This window comes from Paracoccus alkanivorans (assembly GCF_003697785.1).
In the GTDB taxonomy this organism is placed as follows: Bacteria; Pseudomonadota; Alphaproteobacteria; order Rhodobacterales; family Rhodobacteraceae; genus Paracoccus; species Paracoccus alkanivorans.
The window spans coordinates 697,975-715,107 of sequence record NZ_QOKZ01000002.1 but is presented as its reverse complement, the minus strand read 5'-3'; the positions used below and the strand labels follow the sequence as shown (position 1 = coordinate 715,107).

Sequence of the window (17,133 nt, the reverse complement as noted above, 5' to 3'; positions counted from 1 at the left end):
GTGCTCTATGTGTGCAGTGCGCGGTCGAAACGTGGCGTATTGGGTCGTAAGATGGAGTGCACACGCCGCCGCACAACGATTTGATGATAAATGAAAAATGAATAAATATCAATCACATATACTTGCCGTGGCACCCATGATGGATTGGACCGACAGAGGCTAAATTCGTAAGTTAAAACAATTCCATATTGGCATTCTCCTTGTACCAAGTGCCAAAACCTTTGCAGGGCTTCGGCGGCGCGGCGCTTTTCGTCTTCGGGCACGAAGCGGTCGGCATAGACGACGGTGGTGCCGCGCTCGCCCTTCAAGACATTGCCGCCGAGCGAGAGCGCCTGACGGAAGGTGAGCCAGCTCTGGCCGGTAAAGTCACGTTCGATCACCGCGCCCCACAGAAGCAGCACGTTGATCCCCGAATAGCTCCGGCCGGTCGAGGCATTCTTCGGAAGGCCGAGCGGCGCTTTCGCCGCAGCCGTGCCCCAGGGCTGAACCCAAGGCACGCGGCCTGCCTCCAGCTCGGCGATGATCTTGTCGGTGATCTCGGAGTAGAGATTGGCCCGGTCACGCCTGGCGCCGGTGTTTCGCTTGTGTCTGGACATCGCGGTTCTCCGCGACGGGCGCCAAGGGCCTCTCCCTCGGCTTTCAACCCGTCACGGCAAACCGGTCCGCACTCTCACTCTCGGGGCGTTGTGGGATGTCCCCGCAGAAGGGGTCGGGCGAGACTACAGGCTCGGCCGCAGGGGAAGGCCTTCCCCTCCTGGGTCTTCCAGATCACGATCTATGCAGTTCCAATTTGCGGGTCGTTGACTTCCAATCAGCCAATATCGATCCTCTCGCGGTTTGAGGATCGGGAGACCGTCTTCGCCGCTCACAAGTTGACAGTATGTGCGTGGGGATACTACACCGATATCGCCGACGTCATCCGGCAGATTTCGAATAAGCCCGTCGATGATCTGCACGAACTCTGGCGGCGGATCGTCTTCACCATCCTCGTTTCCAACTCGGACGACCATCTGAAGAACCACGGTTTCATCTACGCTGGTGGGGATCGATGGCGGTTGTCACCGGCCTTCGACATCAACCCGTCCCCATCACGTCACAGAGTGCTGGAAACCGGCATTATCCAGGGCGGCTCGTTCGACGCCTCCCTCGACATCGCGCTGGAGGCGTGCGAGTTCTTCGAACTGACGCCGGTCGATGCACGACAGCAAGCATTTCAGATGGCCGAGACGATCGTGAGTAACTGGAAACAGGCCCTGCGCGATGAAGGCGCCTCATCCGATGACCTGCGAACCTACGCCGATGCATTTGAGCACACCGAATCGCAGAAAGCCCTGTGGTTGAACCTGTAAGACGTGGGTCGGCCGCCACGGTCGCTCGTGAATCACTCAAGAGCCTCGAATTTTGTATGGCGTTCATTCGTCAGCCAATCGAGAGCCGATAGACACGAGGGTAGAGGCCCGAAACGGTCTCCGACCGGGCACTCTTGGCGGCGTTGCACGCCTCGCATAGGAGTTGGATATTGGTGATGTCGTTCGCTCCGCCGTGTGCGAGCGGCACGATATGGTCGTAACGCTCCCGTGCTTCGGGAGACAGGACTCGGTCGATGGGCTTTTTGCAAGTGCGGCATTCACCTCCATCGCGGAAATAAATGGCGTCACGAACGTAGCTCGGTACGGCCACGCGGCGGAGGGTTCCTCTCGTGGTGAACCTTTCGTCTTCATTTCCGGTATCTTCACCGAAATCCGATATGTAATTCGCAACGATGGCGTTGAAGCGCGCCAACAGACTGACATCGCGAAAGACAATGTGAAACACTTCCTCCACGAGCCGGTCACGTCCCTTTTCATAGAGTTCGGTCAGAATGATTTCACCGGGACCTTCCTCGTCGATATCATCGAACCAGTCCTTCGGAGCGTCCATCAGTTCGAGAAACGCGCGAAAGGTCGCCGAACCCTCCTCGGTCGGTTCGTGCACGACACTCTCGAAGATCTCGGCGATGAAGAAGTGAAGGTTCGACCATCGCGGAAACGCGTTGCACAATGAAGTCGCACTCCCGTCCTCGGCCAAGATATAGTGCAGCTCTCTAAGATAGGCCTGTGGATCATCGACGACGTTGGAGACCACATGGGCAAACCAGTAGGGGGTCAGCCCGAGAGCTTCGAAATAACCGGATCGTCTCATCTGCGGCCCGCCCCGAACATGTCGATAGAATCATTTAGTGTTTGTCGCAGGCGCACGAGATCCTTTGTCTTCCATTCCCAGACAGGAGGCGTGAGGTCGGGCGCTCCGAGAAGCGCGTTGACGTACCGACGATACCTGTAGCCGAGCGCATGACACAGTCGGCGGACGGTCATTTCAGGTCTCGTTCCTCGTTGCGCGACGGCGGCCGTTATCCTGGAGCGCATTGAATCCATGTCTTCCTTCAATTCGGTGAGTTCGTCAGACATACTCATGATTTGGCTTTCGACCTCGGATTTGTGCAATGTTCCATGTAGAAGACTATAGCGATGATCGCCTCAAATCATGGTGCATACATTGCGGTGTCGCAATCGCGAACGTGAAGGCCAATCGCGACCACGTTCCCACGAAGTCCTTCCTTTCCAGGCGCCTGCGTGAAGACGGTGCAGCCTACGATCGCGGCCAAGGCGCGCCCGACGGCTATCTTCCTCAAGTAGTCGTGTGCAAGGCCTGCAACGCGGGATATTCGCGGGACGAGGCGTACCTATTATGCGTATTGCATGCAGTCCTTGCCGGATCACTCTATCCCGATCCTGATACTCACCCGGAAGCGGCGAAGGTCTTGCGCAGCAACCGCGATGTCGTTCGATCTCTCAAGGCCGATCCCAATGGTCAGATGCTTCTGTTCGACGATCTGGAACCGTTCACTTTGTATCCCGACCCCGATCGCGTCCGCGGCGTCGTTCTCAAGAACGCCCGTGGGCACGCATATCACGAAATCGGAGAACCGATGCTGGATGAGCCGTCTTTCATTTCGTTCCAGCCGCTCTCGTCGATGACCGATGAGGAGTGTGCAGCATTCGAAAATGGCGGCGGCGGAGGTTCGGACCTCTGGCCTGAGGTCGGAAGCCGCATGATGGTAAGAGTCGTCGAAGGCGTCGGTTTGGCCGGTGGCTGGGTTGAGGTGGAACGAGGCCGCTATCGCTATGCAGTCGACTGGTCGGCGGGCGTCACGGTGAGGACGGTCATTTGGGATTATCTCGCGACGGAAACCCGCTGGTGACGTAACCCCGACTTCCAGCCGCTACGAGAGTCCTCGGTTGATCCGACCCGTGGTCAGAATGGCTGCTCAGCGGCCGGGACGCGAAGCAGGGAGCGCTTTCGGACGAGGCACGGATCTGTGCCGACGCGTTTGAGCGCGCGGGGGACAGACAAAGCCCTGACTTTGGCACCGTAAGGAACGGCTGTTTGTGTCTCGGCATTTCAGAATGCTCAGATCACGACCCAAAGAATTTCCGGCGCAGTTCAGGTCTCTGATTCAGGAACCGTTCGATCTCGAAGGATGAGAAATGCTTCTGCACAATGTTGCGTCGCTCGCAGATTGCATCTGCGGCGTCGAAGAGCGTGGCGTCGATCGCGGCCGAGGTCATGATGCCGAACCCCTCCGCATCATACTGTTCCAGCATGTCACCGATGTCGGGAACATCACGCTTGCCGAGGGATCTCTTGGAGGTGACCAATTTGCACTGAAAAACGAACTTCTTGCTTGGCTCCCGGTATGCAAGCGGCTGTGTCCAGACGATGATATCGCGTCCCCCGTCCCTTGAACGGGAATGGCCCATTTTCCTGATCGTTTCATGATCAAATCCGGGATGGGAATATATCAGATCATAGCAAAGAGCTTCGAACTGTTCGTCGTCAAGCGACTGCCAATTCGACCGATGGCTCCCCGACACACCAAGAGCACGATCGATGCCGGAGGACAGATCGGCAACCTGAAGCCCCAGCTGCTTGGTCTCGAGAATGTCGAGTGCACGACTTTCAAAGAATATGTGATTCCACCCCTCATCGCTGTCCGTGAGGATGATTAATTCGCCGCTTTCGTGAACGAGGCAGGCGTGTCCCGAGACGGTCTGGTTGACAGGTCCGTACTCTCTCATCGACAGCATCGCCGGCGCGACCGAAAACAGTGGCCGTTGCCATCCAAGGCGCAGAACCTGGTCTTCATCGCCAAGAAACGACTGACAGACGCGCGCCTTCAGAAAGCCGTCCAGCGGAAAATGCACGTGAAGATCACCAGCCGTCGCAATGCACACATTGTTCAGCATCGACAGCTTGGCAGAATGGAATTGTGATATCGCCACATCCTGATTGAGGGCGCGAAAAAAGCCACCAAGATCGATCTTGGCGGAAACAATCCAGCTTTCGATTGAGGCGAAGGCATCAGCACCCAGCTGAGCCGAGAAGGCCGATTTGTGAAACCCGAAGCGCCTTTCCGGATATCGCGCGAGATCGGCTTGTACCCAGTCGGATTGTTCGTAGGTATAGTAGGCGCCATTTATCAGATTTGCGTGGTAGTCATCGATCAAGGCTGGAAAGAAGAACTGCCGTTCATCAAGGCTATCCTTGTAACGCTCCATGGTATCAGGATAATTCTGGAAATAGTCCGAATACAGTTTCGCGATGTCGGGATCATCGCCACCAAAATGCATGCAGCTTTGGCGCAGTTGGCTAAGGAAGTCTGGCCCGGGATCCTTTCCGTTGAATACGAATTGCGTTCTGTAGGGAGAGGTCGATTGCCGTCGCATTGAAAGCGACGGATTTGATACGCAGGCCGCCATGGCTTCCGTGACATAGGAGATGTCCAGAAGATCCTCGCATATCGAGAGATGTTCGTTTGCATGTCCTATGGCATACGAAGGAATGATAATCGTGATCTCGTCAGGACATTGGCAGCCAGCTTCAATCCTTTTGATCACCCTCAAGAGATTATCGGCTTCCAGATCGATCCGAGGAGGAATACTTTCATTCATTGTTGTCGAGTTCTGTCCTCATGGCCTCTGTTCGTAGTCATGCTGAAGAAGCAGATACGTTTTTGAAATGGATTGTAACCCGTCCTCTCGATCTGAACGTGAGCGCAAACGCAGAATGCACTCATTTAGCCCCTGAAGCCGAGCTTTCGCGCATCTACGAGAATTGTCTCCCCATGCATCGCCTGCTTTCGAGTAGGGGGCTTTCCGTTGCCGGCTAGCTTCCCAAGGCTGAAGGACAGGCTTCGTTGCCAGGGCTGGAGTGACTGGGTGTCTTTCGCCCAGGCTGACAGGGCAAACCATGTCTCGGCCGAAACTGCCGCGACGCGATCGATCAGCTCCGCTTCCTGGGCTGTCGTCTGTTCTTCAAGTGCGTGCCTGGTGCTCTGCGTCCGTGCCTTTTCGCGGCTCAGCAATTCGTCCTCAAGAACGGGCGGGATGTCGATCTCCATATCGCGAAAGGATTCCCAGCATCTTTCCTTCTTGCACCATTCAGTGACGTTCTGGCCGCCAGGAGAATTGGTGATGTGTTCATGGGCATGCACGCAAAGGGTATCGATGAAGTTCGAAAGCGCAGCCGACAGGCCCTGACGGTTCCAGATCGCTTCAAGGTCGATGCGCTTCGCGGTGCGGTGAGACAGCCATGCCAATGTGTAGGTGACGATATTTGCGCGATAGCCGCCGAATTTTCGTCGCGAGACGATACGCTCGGTTTCCTTGAACAGGATCGCTCGCGCGACAGCCCGATTGAAAAACGCGTCATCCGGCAGAAATTGACCCCGTCGGTCCAGGACATCCATGAAGTCGAGATAGCACTTCTGGGCACCTCGACTGACGATGTAGGGCAATTGTGACCAGGTGTGTTCAAACTTGGCGAGGTCCGTCTTTGATATCATCTGCCGACGCGGATGAATTGCCTCAAACGCCTTGCGTTGTGCAGGAGTCTTGTTCTGCGCAAGAGCGTCGTGATACTGGCCGCGCGCCCGTTCGTAGAACCAGCGGGATTGACGCTGCAGGCCCGGTGCCGGTGGTGCCCAGATCGAGCGCGACAGTTCCTCCATTCGCCGATGAAAGGGATGATTGGACGAGAAGTCCGCCATATTGACCTTGTTCTGATTGTTGGCGGACTGGGAAATGCGGGGCGCGATTTCCTCGACGTCGCCGCCCGAGAGAATTTCGGTGATCTTGACCGGAACCTGAAGGCGGCTGAGGTCGGCCGAATCCTTTCGCGAAGCTCGGAATATCGAGCCGGTAGTCTGGCCGCCGTTCACGATCTGAAAATCCTCGGCAGAAATCAGGGTCACCGTTCCGTCGCCATGATCCTCGAGAGCAAGCCCGGAGGCAGTGACAGACAGGCCATTGTTGAAGGCGAGAAACATCTGAGGTTCATCAAGGATGGTCTTGCGGATGCTCTGGTTCACCTTGCCTCGCAACTGGAGAAAGCTCCGCACGTTACGTTCGAGTAGCTTGGGCCCAAACCGCTTGTACATTTCGACGAGAACGTCACCGGGGATGACTGCCAGCAGGCAGCGATATCCGGCATTCTCCGGTTCGGAAATAATGCAGCGAAGCGGGCTTGCGCACATCTCGGCAAAATTGACGTGAATGGCTTCGTGCCCCGTGCCCGACGAGACAGCGCGATGAATGCGGCGCAGATCCCATAGATGACTCGATATCTCGATGCCGTGCAGGGTCTCGTCCTCGATCCGTTCGATTGTGGCCAACCCGTCGGTGATCACGAAAAGACGAACATGGCTGATGTCGTTTCGCGCCTGCCAGATCGATCGCGCCATGTCATAGCCGTCCAGCGCTTCCTCACGTCCCTGGTGAATGCCTTCGATCGCCTTTTCGAGGAATGTGAACAGGCGCCGGAAACCCGTGTCTATTTCGGTTTTGGATGTCGTGCCTGCTGCTCCGTCGAGGCGCGGAATGGTCAGGAACAGATCCAGACGGTCGTTGTCTTCGGAAAGGTAGTAGCCGCTGCATCGCATCCCACGCGCTTCGAAAGGGCACGATATTCCATCGTCTATCTCGCCGACCTCCGCCAGATAGCCAATCACGATCTCGGTGAACGCTTCCGCTCGTAGCGCGCCATCCTCGGCGGCATCAGCGTGAGCGATGACATCCTGCTGTATGTTGCGCCCGAACGCGTGGAGCTCTTCAAGTTCAGTCATTGGACTCCATCAGGAGCTGGACCGCCCTTTCTCGGGGGATCCCATATTCGGACAGGTCGCCGGCAATGATGGTGTAGCGGATGTCGCCCACGCCGGATGGAAGGTTTGCTTCGGTCAATCGGGGGAAATTCCCGCGGACGTGGAAACAATGCTGGTCGGTTACGCGATAGCGGCTCCTCGCATAGAGTGGGGCGTGTACTTCGAGGTATCCACTCTGCAGCAGGCGATCGTCGAATTCCCGTGCTGCCAAGTGATCTGACTGCAGTTGCGAGCGTATCCGGGCAACCAGCGCTGGAAGCGCTATCCCTCGCGCACTGCTTTCCTCGATGCACACATGTGCGAGCAGCAGCGCCCGGTGTGAGCGCTCGTCAAGTTGTCTCTCGTTGGCAATCGCAAGCCGTGCATGCAGCTTCGAGAGTGTCGTCTTCACTTCAACCGCTGCGTCTCTGATAGTGAAATCCTGATGTGACGCGCTCGGTCCCGACCAGGATGTTACGGCCTCATAGGCCTCCATCTCGGCGAGGCAGAGGCTCTCGAGAATGATCAGTTCACCGAAGAGGCCACGTTGCGCTTCCTGCGAAAGCCCTTCTGCGGGGACACGCTCGAACAGTCCTTGCCACATCGAGAGACGGTCGATGCATCGGCGCAGACCGGCGGTCGTGTTCTGCTCAGCCCCAACGGCATTCACGAGATCGGCGGAAAGCACTGCAAATATCTCGCGGAGACGATCATCCTCCAGCATGACGCGCAGGACCGTTCGAGGGTGCGCCGGGTCAAGTACTTCGTGCAGGACCTTTACACCTCGACAGGTCGGTATTCTATCCGTCGGAGGGCGCTGCTCTCCATCACCTTCGATGAGGAGTCCGAGACGGCCACTGGGCCAGAAGATGCAGGCGAACAGATCAACCGCTGCCTCCGTGTCCAGTCTGCGGCGATCCATCCCGGAGGTGCCTTGTCCCTCGGCAAGACTTCGCCAGAGTTCGACCAGTTCGTCGGGGTTCATGCGAACAGCTCCTCGAGCTGTTTGACGCTGTTTTCGGCGTAGTCGATCAGCGGTGCGTCGGCATCGAAAGGAAAGCTGACGGCAAAACCCATGATCGGGATGTTGCCATCGAGGCCGGCGTCGATTGGATAGATCAGCAGAAGTCCGCGATCCGGGCTCCGCTGTCTGCGAATGAAGGGACCGCTCGCCGACTTGGGCTGATCGCGCTTGGGTGGTGATTTTCGTTGCCATGCGGCAATGGTCTCTGTCATCGCCTTGTCGATCTGATCCTGGCTGAAGTCGATGGTTTCGTCGCGCGGGCTGACCAGCCGACCAATGGTCACCTTCTCGCGATCGCCGGGCATGTGGTTTTCGCGTTCCGTGAGAATGACCTCGTATGGACCGATCCGGGCCGGCACCTTCGAGCGGCCGTTCGCGATGAGCGCTATTGTCCAGTTTTTGAGTCGACCAGCGCCCACACGATTGGTGACGTAATCGGAGATCGCCCTTGAATTGGCCTTCCAGGAGTCGCGCGAAGTTTCCAGCGATCCCATGAGCTCTGCCACTCTGCCGCCATCGACATCTGTCCAGACAAAGCGGCCATTGCCGGTTATGCGTGGCAATCCCTCCAGAAACTCAGAGAAGACATTCAGATTGTGCTCTGCGCTGGATATGTCGAATGAAACGGTCTCCGAAATCGTTCCGGAAAAACCCGCGCGAACCGAGGCACCCGAGCGCATCTTGTTGGCAGCCGTGATCAGCATCCCATCTGGATGAGTTCGCACGCGGTTGCCGAACTGGAGCGGGTTCTCGCCGTTGGCGAACATCAGATCGAATTCCTCGCGGAGCTCGGCGGTGGCTGTCGCGATGTGACGGTACCAGTCGACGAGATCGGGTGACGTGTAGAGGCGACAGAGGTCCGCATAGCGCGGCCGATAGCCGAACCATCGGCCCATCTGCATCAGAGTGTCGTACATGCGCGATGTGCGTACGAAGTAGCTGACGCTCAGTCCTTCCAGAGTCAGTCCGCGGGACAGCTTGTCGCCGCCCACCGCAATCACCGAAAGGCCAAGCGGGTGGTCGGTATAGTCAAGTGCGTCTTTTGCAGACCCGTTGATTCTGCGAACAGTCAAGCGCTTGGTTGCATCGAACAGTTGCTGCTGTACTTGGTCCCATATGAGTTCCGGCAGATCGTGGTCGGGCAGCAGTCCTCGGATTTTCGGCGCGTTCGCGTCAAAGTCGCTGTCCCAGAGCTGTCTCAGCCTTTCTTCGGCGTCACCACCTGTTCCGGGAAATTCAAGCTGCCGCCTGATGTCGGCGAGTTCCTCTTCGATCAGCCGGGCAACCTGATCCTGCACGAGCGTGAAGCGTGTGACATGGACGAGCATGGAGTTGTCTGCATCGACTTCGCCACGAGCACGGCGCGCGGAACACGCCAGAATGTAGGCCAGGATGGCCTCTTTCAGCGATGCAGGCAGGGCCGAAACGGAGAGCTCCTTCTTATGTTTCGGTGGAAAGCAGGGGCTTGCGTCCCGGACGCGCCTGATGATCGGCAGGCCGGGCGTTTCACCCTCGGTTCCCGGACGATTCAGCCCGAACACCTTTTCAGGTCCTATGTAGTTCGATGGCGCCGGGATGTTGATGATGAAGCTTCGGGGAAAAAGGTCCTGGCCATGCGCATTCGAATAGGCTTGATGGTGCATGAAGACATTTGCGAATGGTGTCGCCGTATAGCCGACATAGGCGCTCTTTTCGAAAGCGGTCAGCAGGCTTCGAATGAAGCCATTGGTCTTTGTCGGATCCGCATCTTCATCGATGTTTCCGTCATCGTCGCGATACTCGTTCGTGTTTGCCGATGCGTTGTCGGCTTCGTCATCGATCACGAGCAGGGGCACGTCGCGGATTGTCTTTCCGCCTGGGACATCGGGGTCGTCGACGCCACGCACCGAGAGAACCCAAGCGAGCAGGTTCTTCAGTATCGACACGCGCTTCTTGACAACAAGGATGACCGGATCACGGCCTCCGGGGATGATGCGCGTGCCTTGGGCCGTTGCCTGCTTGAAGTCGCCGCCATCCGTGCTGCTGGTGAGCGAATGTGCGACAAGGAACGGCGCACTTGGCATCTTGCCCGCACCGATCCTCTGATTTTCCTGTTCGGCAAGAAGGTTGAGGCGGGTATCAAAGCCAAGAAACCCCTCATCCAGTCTGAGCTGGGTCTGGCTTCGAAGACTGTTGTGAATGCCCGCCAGGACGATCACGAGTGGAAAACCGGCGTCCACGGCCTTGCAGATCAGGCCGGTATAGTTGGACGTCTTGCCGGACTGCACGTCGCCGACCACCAGGCCGCGCCGATCCCACTCGCCGGCAGTCTCCGGGTTGCGTAGGCGATCCAGGATATCGTCCGTCAGGCGATCGAGCTGATCCAGCACCTCGCGGGGCAAACGCTTCTTCTTGTCGAGATAGTGCCGGTAGCGTTTCCAGAATTCGAACGGCCGTGTTTCCTGCGACGCCGCGATCCAGGCACTGAAGTCATTGTCGTCGATGACGGAGTAGCCGCTGACATGCGTATTGTTCTTTGCCTCCAGTTCCTTCAGGAGTCGATTGCCGTCTATGCTCCCGAATTGCGGCATGGACAGCACGGCTGTCACGGTTCGCTCCAGCGCGTCCTGGGTGATGCGCGGCTCCATCAGAAGAAGCGAGTCGGCAACTCCATAGGCGCTGGAGAACAAGGATTCATTTGATCCTGCCGTCATTCAAAGCCCCTTTTTTCGATGTCTCTCGCCGCCATTGCGCTGGTGATCTCGTCCAGGAAGCCGGCAATCAGCTCAGGATACTGATTGAAGGGTTCCATCCCCATCAGTGCTCGGGCGGCCGAGGCAGGTTCGTTTCCTTCCTGTCTGAGTGCCGAGTACACCGCCTCCATCGCTTTGCGCAGTTCGCCGGACGCGCCCTCGAAGGGCAGGCCGAAACCGTCGGGTGACTCTGCGTTGTTGATGACAATCAGCGGGGCAGGGACTGTCTGCTCGATCAGATTGAGCAGAGCACGAGACGCATCGCGATCGACAGAATCCTCGAGCACCCTGCGAACGAGTGGATGCTCTCTATTGATTTTGTAGAATGTCTTCCCGTGCCTGGTGAGGTGCGTCCAGAGAAACGACTGCTTGTCGCCATGCTGACGCTGCAGAATCTTTCCACGATGCCTGTAGATTCGGGATGCCTGACCGCGTGCGACCCGGGCGATACGCTGGAGGTCCTTGCGCAATTTGGCGGGAGGGCGCGCGCGTGACTTCTTGACATCGATCTGCCACGAAAGATCGGCCGAGTTGGGCAGATCGATCCTGATGCGCGCCAGCTTGAAATGCTCTTCCTTCTGCATTCCCAGCCCGAGCCAATCACCCGCGACCAATAGGCGGCGGTTCCTGTAGATGTAGAAACCCTGATGTGCGTTCCAGCCTTTCGGTCCGGCGCCAAGCGCATGCCGTTCAGACGAAATCTTGCTGTGATGAGGGAGAATGAAGGCTTTGATCTCGATTTGTGCGCCGTCCGCAGTCAGCGTTTCTGCGGGCAGAGGGTCCACCGCATCGATGTCTTCCATGAACGGATCCCAAGGCTCGATCTTGCGTCCGTTCAGATGGATGCTGATCGCATTCCGCCCTGTGAGAAAGCGGTGGAATACCATTGCCAGATGCTGTTTCACGGCATCTGCGCGTTCACGAAAGTGCTTCTGCGCGGTTTCATCGTCGGCGGAAACGGTGCCAACGAGCTGATCGAGTCGATCCCAGAACAGCACCGTTCCGGATGCCTGCTTGGGAAGCAGTCCAAGGTCACCCTCGCTGACAAGATCAGGACCCTTGAGTAGCCGCCATTCGCCCGTCTCGGTTGAGGCAATGTAATCCAGGTCCCATCGCCTGACGGCAACTGACGTAGGCGCTGATCTGCTGAGTACAGTGAGACAGCGGCAATGGGATATCGATGCCGTCTTCATGCCAAGTCCGAAACGCCCGAGGTCACTTGAAGATCGATGAGCAAGCGGGCTCATACTTCCGGGGCGCATCGCCTGTACCAGCTCCTTCTCGGACATGCCCTCGCCATCATCGCGAATCGTGATGCGGGACTCCTGACCTGCCCAGATCAGATCGATCCAGACGTTGCGAGCCTTGGCTGCAATGCTGTTGTCCACGATATCCGCCAGCGCGGTGGGAAGGTCATAGCCGAAGGCGCGCAGCGACTCGAACAACTCCGCGGCCCCCGGATTGGCTATGTCGTATTTAGCCGACATGGGCCAGTTCTCCCGCTTCGCGTTCCTGTTCGAGGCTCTCGACCTTGCCGGTCAGGAGGGAATGAAGAGCCTCGCCTATCCACATCGCGAGCAGCGGAGGAACCGCGTTGCCAACCTGCACGTATTGCTGCGTGCGATTGCCCTTGAAGAGATAGTTGTCTGGAAAGGTCTGCAGTCGAGCAGCCTCACGAACGGAGAGGCTCCGACACTGCAAAGGGTCCGGATGAATGAAGTAATGCCCATCCTTTGAGATGTGAGACGTGATCGTGGTCGAAGCCGCATCCCATAGCTGGACGCGAAAACGGTCGGAGAATTTCCCCGTGGACCAGTTGTTGTGGTTTGGCGCCAGTTCGGAAGGGAAATCCGATGCCTTCGGTGAGCGGCCGACCACTTCGCCAAAGACGGCAGCAAAGAAGTAGCGAGCCAAGTCCTCCGCCATGTGCCCTCGCGTCTGGTTGTTGGGCAATCGCGTGAGCCTCCTGTCGACAAGCCAGTTGCTGAGATTCTCGGAGCAGAGCTTCGAGTTTCCAGTGCTGTCTCCTTCCCTCGGAGGGATCTCATTCATTTTCTGAAACAGGGCCAGGTAGTGTTTTGCCTTGGACGTGAATGAGAGTCTCTCGTCCTCGATCAATCCCGGATCGAGTCCGGAAACCTTCGCCATTGCGGACGAGACGACCGCACGCCATTCGACGGGACCATCTGCAGAACGGCTGAGCCCGCTGCGCAGCTTCGGCATGCCTCCGATTGCATCCCTGACTGTGGCTTCAGCGCGGCGCCTCTCGATCAGATTAGCGACCGCTTGATCAGAGATGTCGCGTGCCAGATCTTCGCGAACTCCGACGACGATCACCCTGTGTCTCGCCTGTGGAATGCCGAAGTCTTCAGCGCGCATCACGAAATCGCGCGAACGGGGAGCGACAGTTTCAGCCTCCGGTCGGCGGCGCGACAGGGGTGAAAGGGCAAATAGCCGGTAGCGCCCAGCATCGCGCTGGTCACCCCGCAGATCCTCCAGAACCTGATCGAAGATGCGACGCTCACCATCGATTGACGAGGAGAGCATCCCCTTCACATTTTCCATGACGAATGCCGCAGGTTGCAGCCGATCTAGAATACGGATGTACTCCTTGTAGAGAAAATGTCGGCCATCTTTACTTGCAACATAGCCTTCCTTGCCCTGGTTTCGGGCGCGGCCTACAAGGGAATAGGCTTGGCAGGGCGGACCACCGATGAGAATCGTGTTTCCACCTGCTTTCTCGCGGATCGCGTCGATGCGATCATTCAGTCTGAGCTCCGGATCTTCTTTCCCCAGTTCGAGTTGCCATGCCTCCTGCGATGCAGCGGCCCATTGGTCGGGGAACAGCGTGGCCCAGTCCGGCTCCTCGCCGCCGTCGTTGATGAAGTCGTAATAGCGGTCAGGATATTTGTCGCTGAACTGCCGCAGGAAGGCCCGCAACAGCAGGGTCGAATGCGCGGTCACTTCCTTCTCGAGTGACAGCTCGAGGCGGAAAGCCGGGTTTCCGTCTGCCCGGCGAACCTTCGAAAATCCCTCGGCAAGGCCGCCCGGGCCTGCAAAAATGTCGACGACGGAATATGTTGACAAGAATCACGCTTCCCCGAACCAATAACTTGCCTTGAATGAATAACATTCTGAAGCCGGAAATACAGGTCTCAATTCATGGCTGATATAGTTGATGCCGCCACGCGATCGCGAATGATGTCGGAGATTCGCGGCAAGAATACCCGGCCGGAACTGCTCCTGCGCAAGGCACTTCATCGTGCAGGGTTTCGATTTCGGTTGCATGATGCGACGCTGCCCGGAAAGCCTGACATCGTGTTGCCGAAATACCGGGTAGTCATTTTCGTCCACGGCTGCTTCTGGCATCGCCACGAGGGCTGTCACTGGTGTTCAGTACCCGGCTCAAATGCAGACTTCTGGTCCAAGAAATTCGAAAAGAACGTCGAGCGTGATCGCCGCCATGTGACACAGCTGAAGCAGGCTGGGTGGCGTGTGGGGACGGTGTGGGAATGTGCGCTTCGATCCAACAGCACGTCAGCGGTCGAGAGTATAAGCGACTGGATACGTTCAGGTGAGCCCCGCTTCGAGACCGGCATTGTTCGGTCGAGCGATCGGTGAACCGGATTGGAACGCCATTTCGGGTCGACGCGGAGCTCATCGCGCGGTTCATGATGTTTCGACCGGATGCGGGACGTGTACTGCCGCATGAAAAATTGCACCTTCTCGGGGCTTTGGGTGTACGTGCGGCTGCGAGATCGGTCGCCAGCAGGGAGAGGGGCCCTCGACGCGTACTTGGCACCGTTGGAGACGGCGAACTCATGGAACTCGCTGGACAGTCAAGCGCCAATGAGCGCGCAGTGCTGGGCCAAGCATGGGGTTGGGTCTTAGAGGCCGCCGACGAAATGGTCACCCTGATCGACGCGGAGAAGGACGATCGTGTTCGACGCGAGCTATGCGGAAGTTGGCGTCACTGGAACCGCGTAGAAGCAGCCGTCATGCAATTCAGGGATACGCGCACCTTAGCTTCCATGGAATACGCCATCGACGTAGCGGACCCAGAGGTCCTCTTCATGTGGCAGGATCCGCTTAGGATTGTAGAACACATTCGCGGCGACGATCTACTGACGGCGAGGGCTGAGAAGCTTCTTGCAGCGCGATTGAATGCTCTCGACGGATCGAAGCTCAAGCGCGTCGTCGTCAGACAACAACTGGAGGAAGATCAAGGGCCTGCGTGACCGGCGGAATTGGGACACGTTAATGTCCGCTTTTGGGGTTGCCGTTCGACCAGTCGAACGTCCGAAACGGTGGCGCGAAGCGGCCACTATGCATGAGATTCCGGCAGGTTTGTCGGCTTCCGGGGGCTTCGTTGGATCGGCACACCGTTCGATTGGGCTGGTGGAAAGTGAATCTGTGCGTTACAAAACCTGGGTGTCAAATAGAATAGACCTAGGAATTGTCACGCGCGATTGTGTTACAAAACCTGGGTGAGAATCAAGCTAGACCTAGGATATGTAACGGCATGATGCAGGCAGGACGAACCCAGCGTGATCAACTGTCGGCTATTCTCCGAGCAAAGCCGATCGTGCGCGCGTACGAGCTTCGCAGGGTGGGAATCGCCGGGCAGACGATCAAGCGTGCCGTCGACGACGGCGAGCTTGTTCGCATCTCCCGCGGTCTCTACCAGCGCGCCGACACCGATGTGGACACGGAACAGGGACTGGCCGAAGCGGCAAAACTGGTGCCGAAAGGGGTCATCGCGATGGTCTCGGCACTTGCCTTCCATGGGCTGACCGATCAGATGCCTCGGAAGATCTGGGTCGCCATCAGCACGAAGGACTGGGCGCCGGCGCCCGTCTATCCCCCGATCCGCATTGTCGAATTTCGCGACAAGTACATGCAGCAGGGAATCGAGCATCACCGGATATCAGGCGTCGACGTGCCCGTATTTTCGGTAACGAAGACGCTTGCCGACATCTTTCGCAACAGCAAGCTGGTCGACCGCTCGGTTGCCGTGGAGGGCCTTCGCGCGGCACTTGAACAGCGCAAGGCCACGCCAGGCGCGATCGCGGACGCGGCAATGGGGGCGGGGGCCTGGAGGATCATGCGACCCTATCTCGAGGCTTTGACGTCGAATGGGTAGAACGCCTCCTGCAAATCAGGCCGCATCGATCAAGCAAAGGCTTCTGAACCTCGCACGGAAGGAGGGGCGGGTATACGAAGTCGTGCTGGTCCGTTACGCGCTCGAGCGACTGCTCTATCGCCTTTCGATATCGGATCACAACGACCGTTTCGTCCTGAAGGGCGGCATGCTCTTGACGCTTTGGATCGAGGGGGGCAATCGCGAGACACGGGATGCAGACTTTCTCGGGTTCGGGGACGCCAGCACAGACAGCCTCAAGGCCACGTTTGCAGACGTCATGGCCATAGATGCGAACGATGGACTCATCTTCGATGTCGACACGCTGACGGCAACGACGATCCGGGAAGACATGGAGTACGAGGGCGTGCGTCTGCGGACGACGGCATTTCTGGAGAAGTCGCGCATTCCGGTCACGATCGATGTCGGGTTTGGAGACGCGATTGCCGCCGGTGCACAGCCATTTGCCTATCCATCACTGCTTGGCATGGAAACGCCGAGAATACGGACTTATCCGCCTGCAACGGTAGTTGCAGAGAAGTTCCAGGCGATGGTTGCGCTTGGCGTCGCAAACGGACGCATGAAGGATTACTTCGATCTGTGGGCGATCGCGAAGGCCGTTCCCGTTTCCGGTGGTGAACTTGATGCCGCGATACGAGCCACCTTCGAACGAAGACGAACTGACGTTCCCTCTGAACGACCACCGGGTCTCTCGGAGACTCTATCGGCGGATGAGGTCAAGCAACGACAGTGGCGCGCCTATTCACAATCGATCGACCTTCCGGACCTGTCGCTGGAGGAGGTTGTGGATGCGGCCTGGGCTCTGGTTGGGCCAGCATGCTCACGAATAGCTTCATCCGATGACGAATGATTCCAAGCGCATCTGAAACTTGCCTGCCTTCTTCGGCTCGGCCACCGTGCCCGATCGCATCACCCGCTTATCGCTTGCGCCGAACGGCTTGTCCTTGGTCCCAACGATTTGGTACATGCCCCACTGATATGGCACATTGTGCCAAAGATGAAATCGACCGGAATGGAACGAAATAGGGCAAATACT

Annotated in this window: 15 protein-coding genes; 6 read left to right on the top strand and 9 right to left on the bottom strand. The window is 57.7% G+C overall.

Going from position 1 to position 17,133, the window contains the following annotated elements:
• Nucleotides 1-5: 5 nt before the first annotated feature.
• Nucleotides 6-596 carry an ArdC-like ssDNA-binding domain-containing protein gene (locus tag C9E81_RS23750; protein ID WP_481859698.1) on the bottom strand — a complete coding sequence of 197 codons (591 nt, stop codon included), beginning with the start codon at nt 594-596 and terminating at the stop codon, nt 6-8.
• A gap of 204 nt (nt 597-800) precedes the next feature.
• Between C9E81_RS23750 and C9E81_RS08115 the strand changes: the two genes are divergently transcribed.
• The gene (locus C9E81_RS08115; protein WP_166461845.1) at nt 801-1,349 is read left to right on the top strand and encodes a type II toxin-antitoxin system HipA family toxin; all 549 of its coding nucleotides are present in this window, start codon (nt 801-803) and stop codon (nt 1,347-1,349) included.
• 70 nt (nt 1,350-1,419) lie between these two features.
• Here the strand turns inward: C9E81_RS08115 and C9E81_RS08110 are convergent, their stop codons facing one another.
• Entirely contained in the window at nt 1,420-2,181 is a 762-nt protein-coding gene (locus C9E81_RS08110; RefSeq protein WP_122111768.1) for an HNH endonuclease, read from the bottom strand.
• A complete protein-coding gene (locus tag C9E81_RS08105; RefSeq protein WP_208021138.1) occupies nt 2,178-2,405 on the bottom strand; it encodes a PDDEXK family nuclease in 228 nt (75 codons plus the stop codon). Before C9E81_RS08105 ends, C9E81_RS08110 begins: the two co-directional genes overlap by 4 nt.
• 77 nt (nt 2,406-2,482) lie before the next feature.
• Here C9E81_RS08105 and C9E81_RS08100 point away from each other — a divergent pair, with 77 nt between their 5' ends.
• A complete protein-coding gene (locus C9E81_RS08100) occupies nt 2,483-3,241 on the top strand; it encodes a hypothetical protein (protein WP_122111766.1) in 759 nt (252 codons plus the stop codon).
• Between the two features lie 214 nt (nt 3,242-3,455).
• On the opposite strand, the gene C9E81_RS08095 is transcribed toward C9E81_RS08100, so the two are convergent.
• The 6 genes from C9E81_RS08095 to C9E81_RS08070 all read right to left on the bottom strand — a co-directional run bounded on the left by C9E81_RS08095 (nt 3,456) and on the right by C9E81_RS08070 (nt 14,023).
• A complete protein-coding gene (locus C9E81_RS08095) occupies nt 3,456-4,991 on the bottom strand; it encodes a restriction endonuclease (RefSeq protein WP_122111765.1) in 1,536 nt (511 codons plus the stop codon).
• Between the two features lie 125 nt (nt 4,992-5,116).
• Nucleotides 5,117-7,162, bottom strand: coding sequence for an AIPR family protein (locus tag C9E81_RS08090; RefSeq protein WP_122111764.1), 2,046 nt, complete (start codon nt 7,160-7,162; stop codon nt 5,117-5,119).
• Complete coding sequence (locus C9E81_RS08085; RefSeq protein WP_166461844.1) at nt 7,155-8,165, bottom strand: PD-(D/E)XK motif protein; 1,011 nt, start codon at nt 8,163-8,165, stop codon at nt 7,155-7,157. The genes C9E81_RS08090 and C9E81_RS08085 overlap by 8 nt, the downstream gene beginning before the upstream one ends.
• Nucleotides 8,162-10,897 (bottom strand): Z1 domain-containing protein, encoded by a 2,736-nt coding sequence (locus C9E81_RS08080; RefSeq protein ID WP_122111763.1) that lies wholly within the window; start codon nt 10,895-10,897, stop codon nt 8,162-8,164. The genes C9E81_RS08085 and C9E81_RS08080 overlap by 4 nt, the downstream gene beginning before the upstream one ends.
• A complete protein-coding gene (locus C9E81_RS08075; RefSeq protein ID WP_122111762.1) occupies nt 10,894-12,423 on the bottom strand; it encodes an ATP-binding protein in 1,530 nt (509 codons plus the stop codon). The genes C9E81_RS08080 and C9E81_RS08075 overlap by 4 nt, the downstream gene beginning before the upstream one ends.
• Complete coding sequence (locus C9E81_RS08070; protein ID WP_122111761.1) at nt 12,413-14,023, bottom strand: DNA cytosine methyltransferase; 1,611 nt, start codon at nt 14,021-14,023, stop codon at nt 12,413-12,415. Before C9E81_RS08070 ends, C9E81_RS08075 begins: the two co-directional genes overlap by 11 nt.
• Before the next feature lie 75 nt (nt 14,024-14,098).
• On the opposite strand from C9E81_RS08070, the gene C9E81_RS08065 reads away from it, so the two are divergent.
• The 4 genes from C9E81_RS08065 to C9E81_RS08050 all read left to right on the top strand — a co-directional run bounded on the left by C9E81_RS08065 (nt 14,099) and on the right by C9E81_RS08050 (nt 16,947).
• Nucleotides 14,099-14,557, top strand: coding sequence for a very short patch repair endonuclease (locus C9E81_RS08065; RefSeq protein WP_122111760.1), 459 nt, complete (start codon nt 14,099-14,101; stop codon nt 14,555-14,557).
• Nucleotides 14,558-14,757: 200 nt separating this feature from the next.
• Complete coding sequence (locus tag C9E81_RS22870) at nt 14,758-15,174, top strand: hypothetical protein (RefSeq protein ID WP_166461815.1); 417 nt, start codon at nt 14,758-14,760, stop codon at nt 15,172-15,174.
• A 284-nt stretch (nt 15,175-15,458) separates the two neighbouring features.
• Nucleotides 15,459-16,079, top strand: coding sequence for a type IV toxin-antitoxin system AbiEi family antitoxin domain-containing protein (locus C9E81_RS08055; RefSeq protein ID WP_208021129.1), 621 nt, complete (start codon nt 15,459-15,461; stop codon nt 16,077-16,079).
• Nucleotides 16,072-16,947, top strand: coding sequence for a nucleotidyl transferase AbiEii/AbiGii toxin family protein (locus tag C9E81_RS08050; protein ID WP_122111759.1), 876 nt, complete (start codon nt 16,072-16,074; stop codon nt 16,945-16,947). The genes C9E81_RS08055 and C9E81_RS08050 overlap by 8 nt, the downstream gene beginning before the upstream one ends.
• Nucleotides 16,948-17,133 lie beyond the last annotated feature (186 nt).

Excerpts from the sequence above, each read along its gene's own strand:
- C9E81_RS23750 (WP_481859698.1), bottom strand. The coding sequence starts at position 596 with ATGTCCAGACACAAGCGAAACACCGGCGCCAGGCGTGACCGGGCCAAT.
- C9E81_RS08110 (WP_122111768.1), bottom strand. The coding sequence starts at position 2,181 with ATGAGACGATCCGGTTATTTCGAAGCTCTCGGGCTGACCCCCTACTGG.
- C9E81_RS08105 (WP_208021138.1), bottom strand. The coding sequence starts at position 2,405 with ATGCGCTCCAGGATAACGGCCGCCGTCGCGCAACGAGGAACGAGACCT.
- C9E81_RS08100 (WP_122111766.1), top strand. The coding sequence starts at position 2,483 with ATGTTCCATGTAGAAGACTATAGCGATGATCGCCTCAAATCATGGTGC.
- C9E81_RS08095 (WP_122111765.1), bottom strand. The coding sequence starts at position 4,991 with ATGAATGAAAGTATTCCTCCTCGGATCGATCTGGAAGCCGATAATCTC.
- C9E81_RS08090 (WP_122111764.1), bottom strand. The coding sequence starts at position 7,162 with ATGACTGAACTTGAAGAGCTCCACGCGTTCGGGCGCAACATACAGCAG.
- C9E81_RS08085 (WP_166461844.1), bottom strand. The coding sequence starts at position 8,165 with ATGAACCCCGACGAACTGGTCGAACTCTGGCGAAGTCTTGCCGAGGGA.
- C9E81_RS08080 (WP_122111763.1), bottom strand. The coding sequence starts at position 10,897 with ATGACGGCAGGATCAAATGAATCCTTGTTCTCCAGCGCCTATGGAGTT.
- C9E81_RS08075 (WP_122111762.1), bottom strand. The coding sequence starts at position 12,423 with ATGTCGGCTAAATACGACATAGCCAATCCGGGGGCCGCGGAGTTGTTC.
- C9E81_RS08065 (WP_122111760.1), top strand. The coding sequence starts at position 14,099 with ATGGCTGATATAGTTGATGCCGCCACGCGATCGCGAATGATGTCGGAG.
- C9E81_RS22870 (WP_166461815.1), top strand. The coding sequence starts at position 14,758 with ATGGAACTCGCTGGACAGTCAAGCGCCAATGAGCGCGCAGTGCTGGGC.
- C9E81_RS08055 (WP_208021129.1), top strand. The coding sequence starts at position 15,459 with ATGATGCAGGCAGGACGAACCCAGCGTGATCAACTGTCGGCTATTCTC.
- C9E81_RS08050 (WP_122111759.1), top strand. The coding sequence starts at position 16,072 with ATGGGTAGAACGCCTCCTGCAAATCAGGCCGCATCGATCAAGCAAAGG.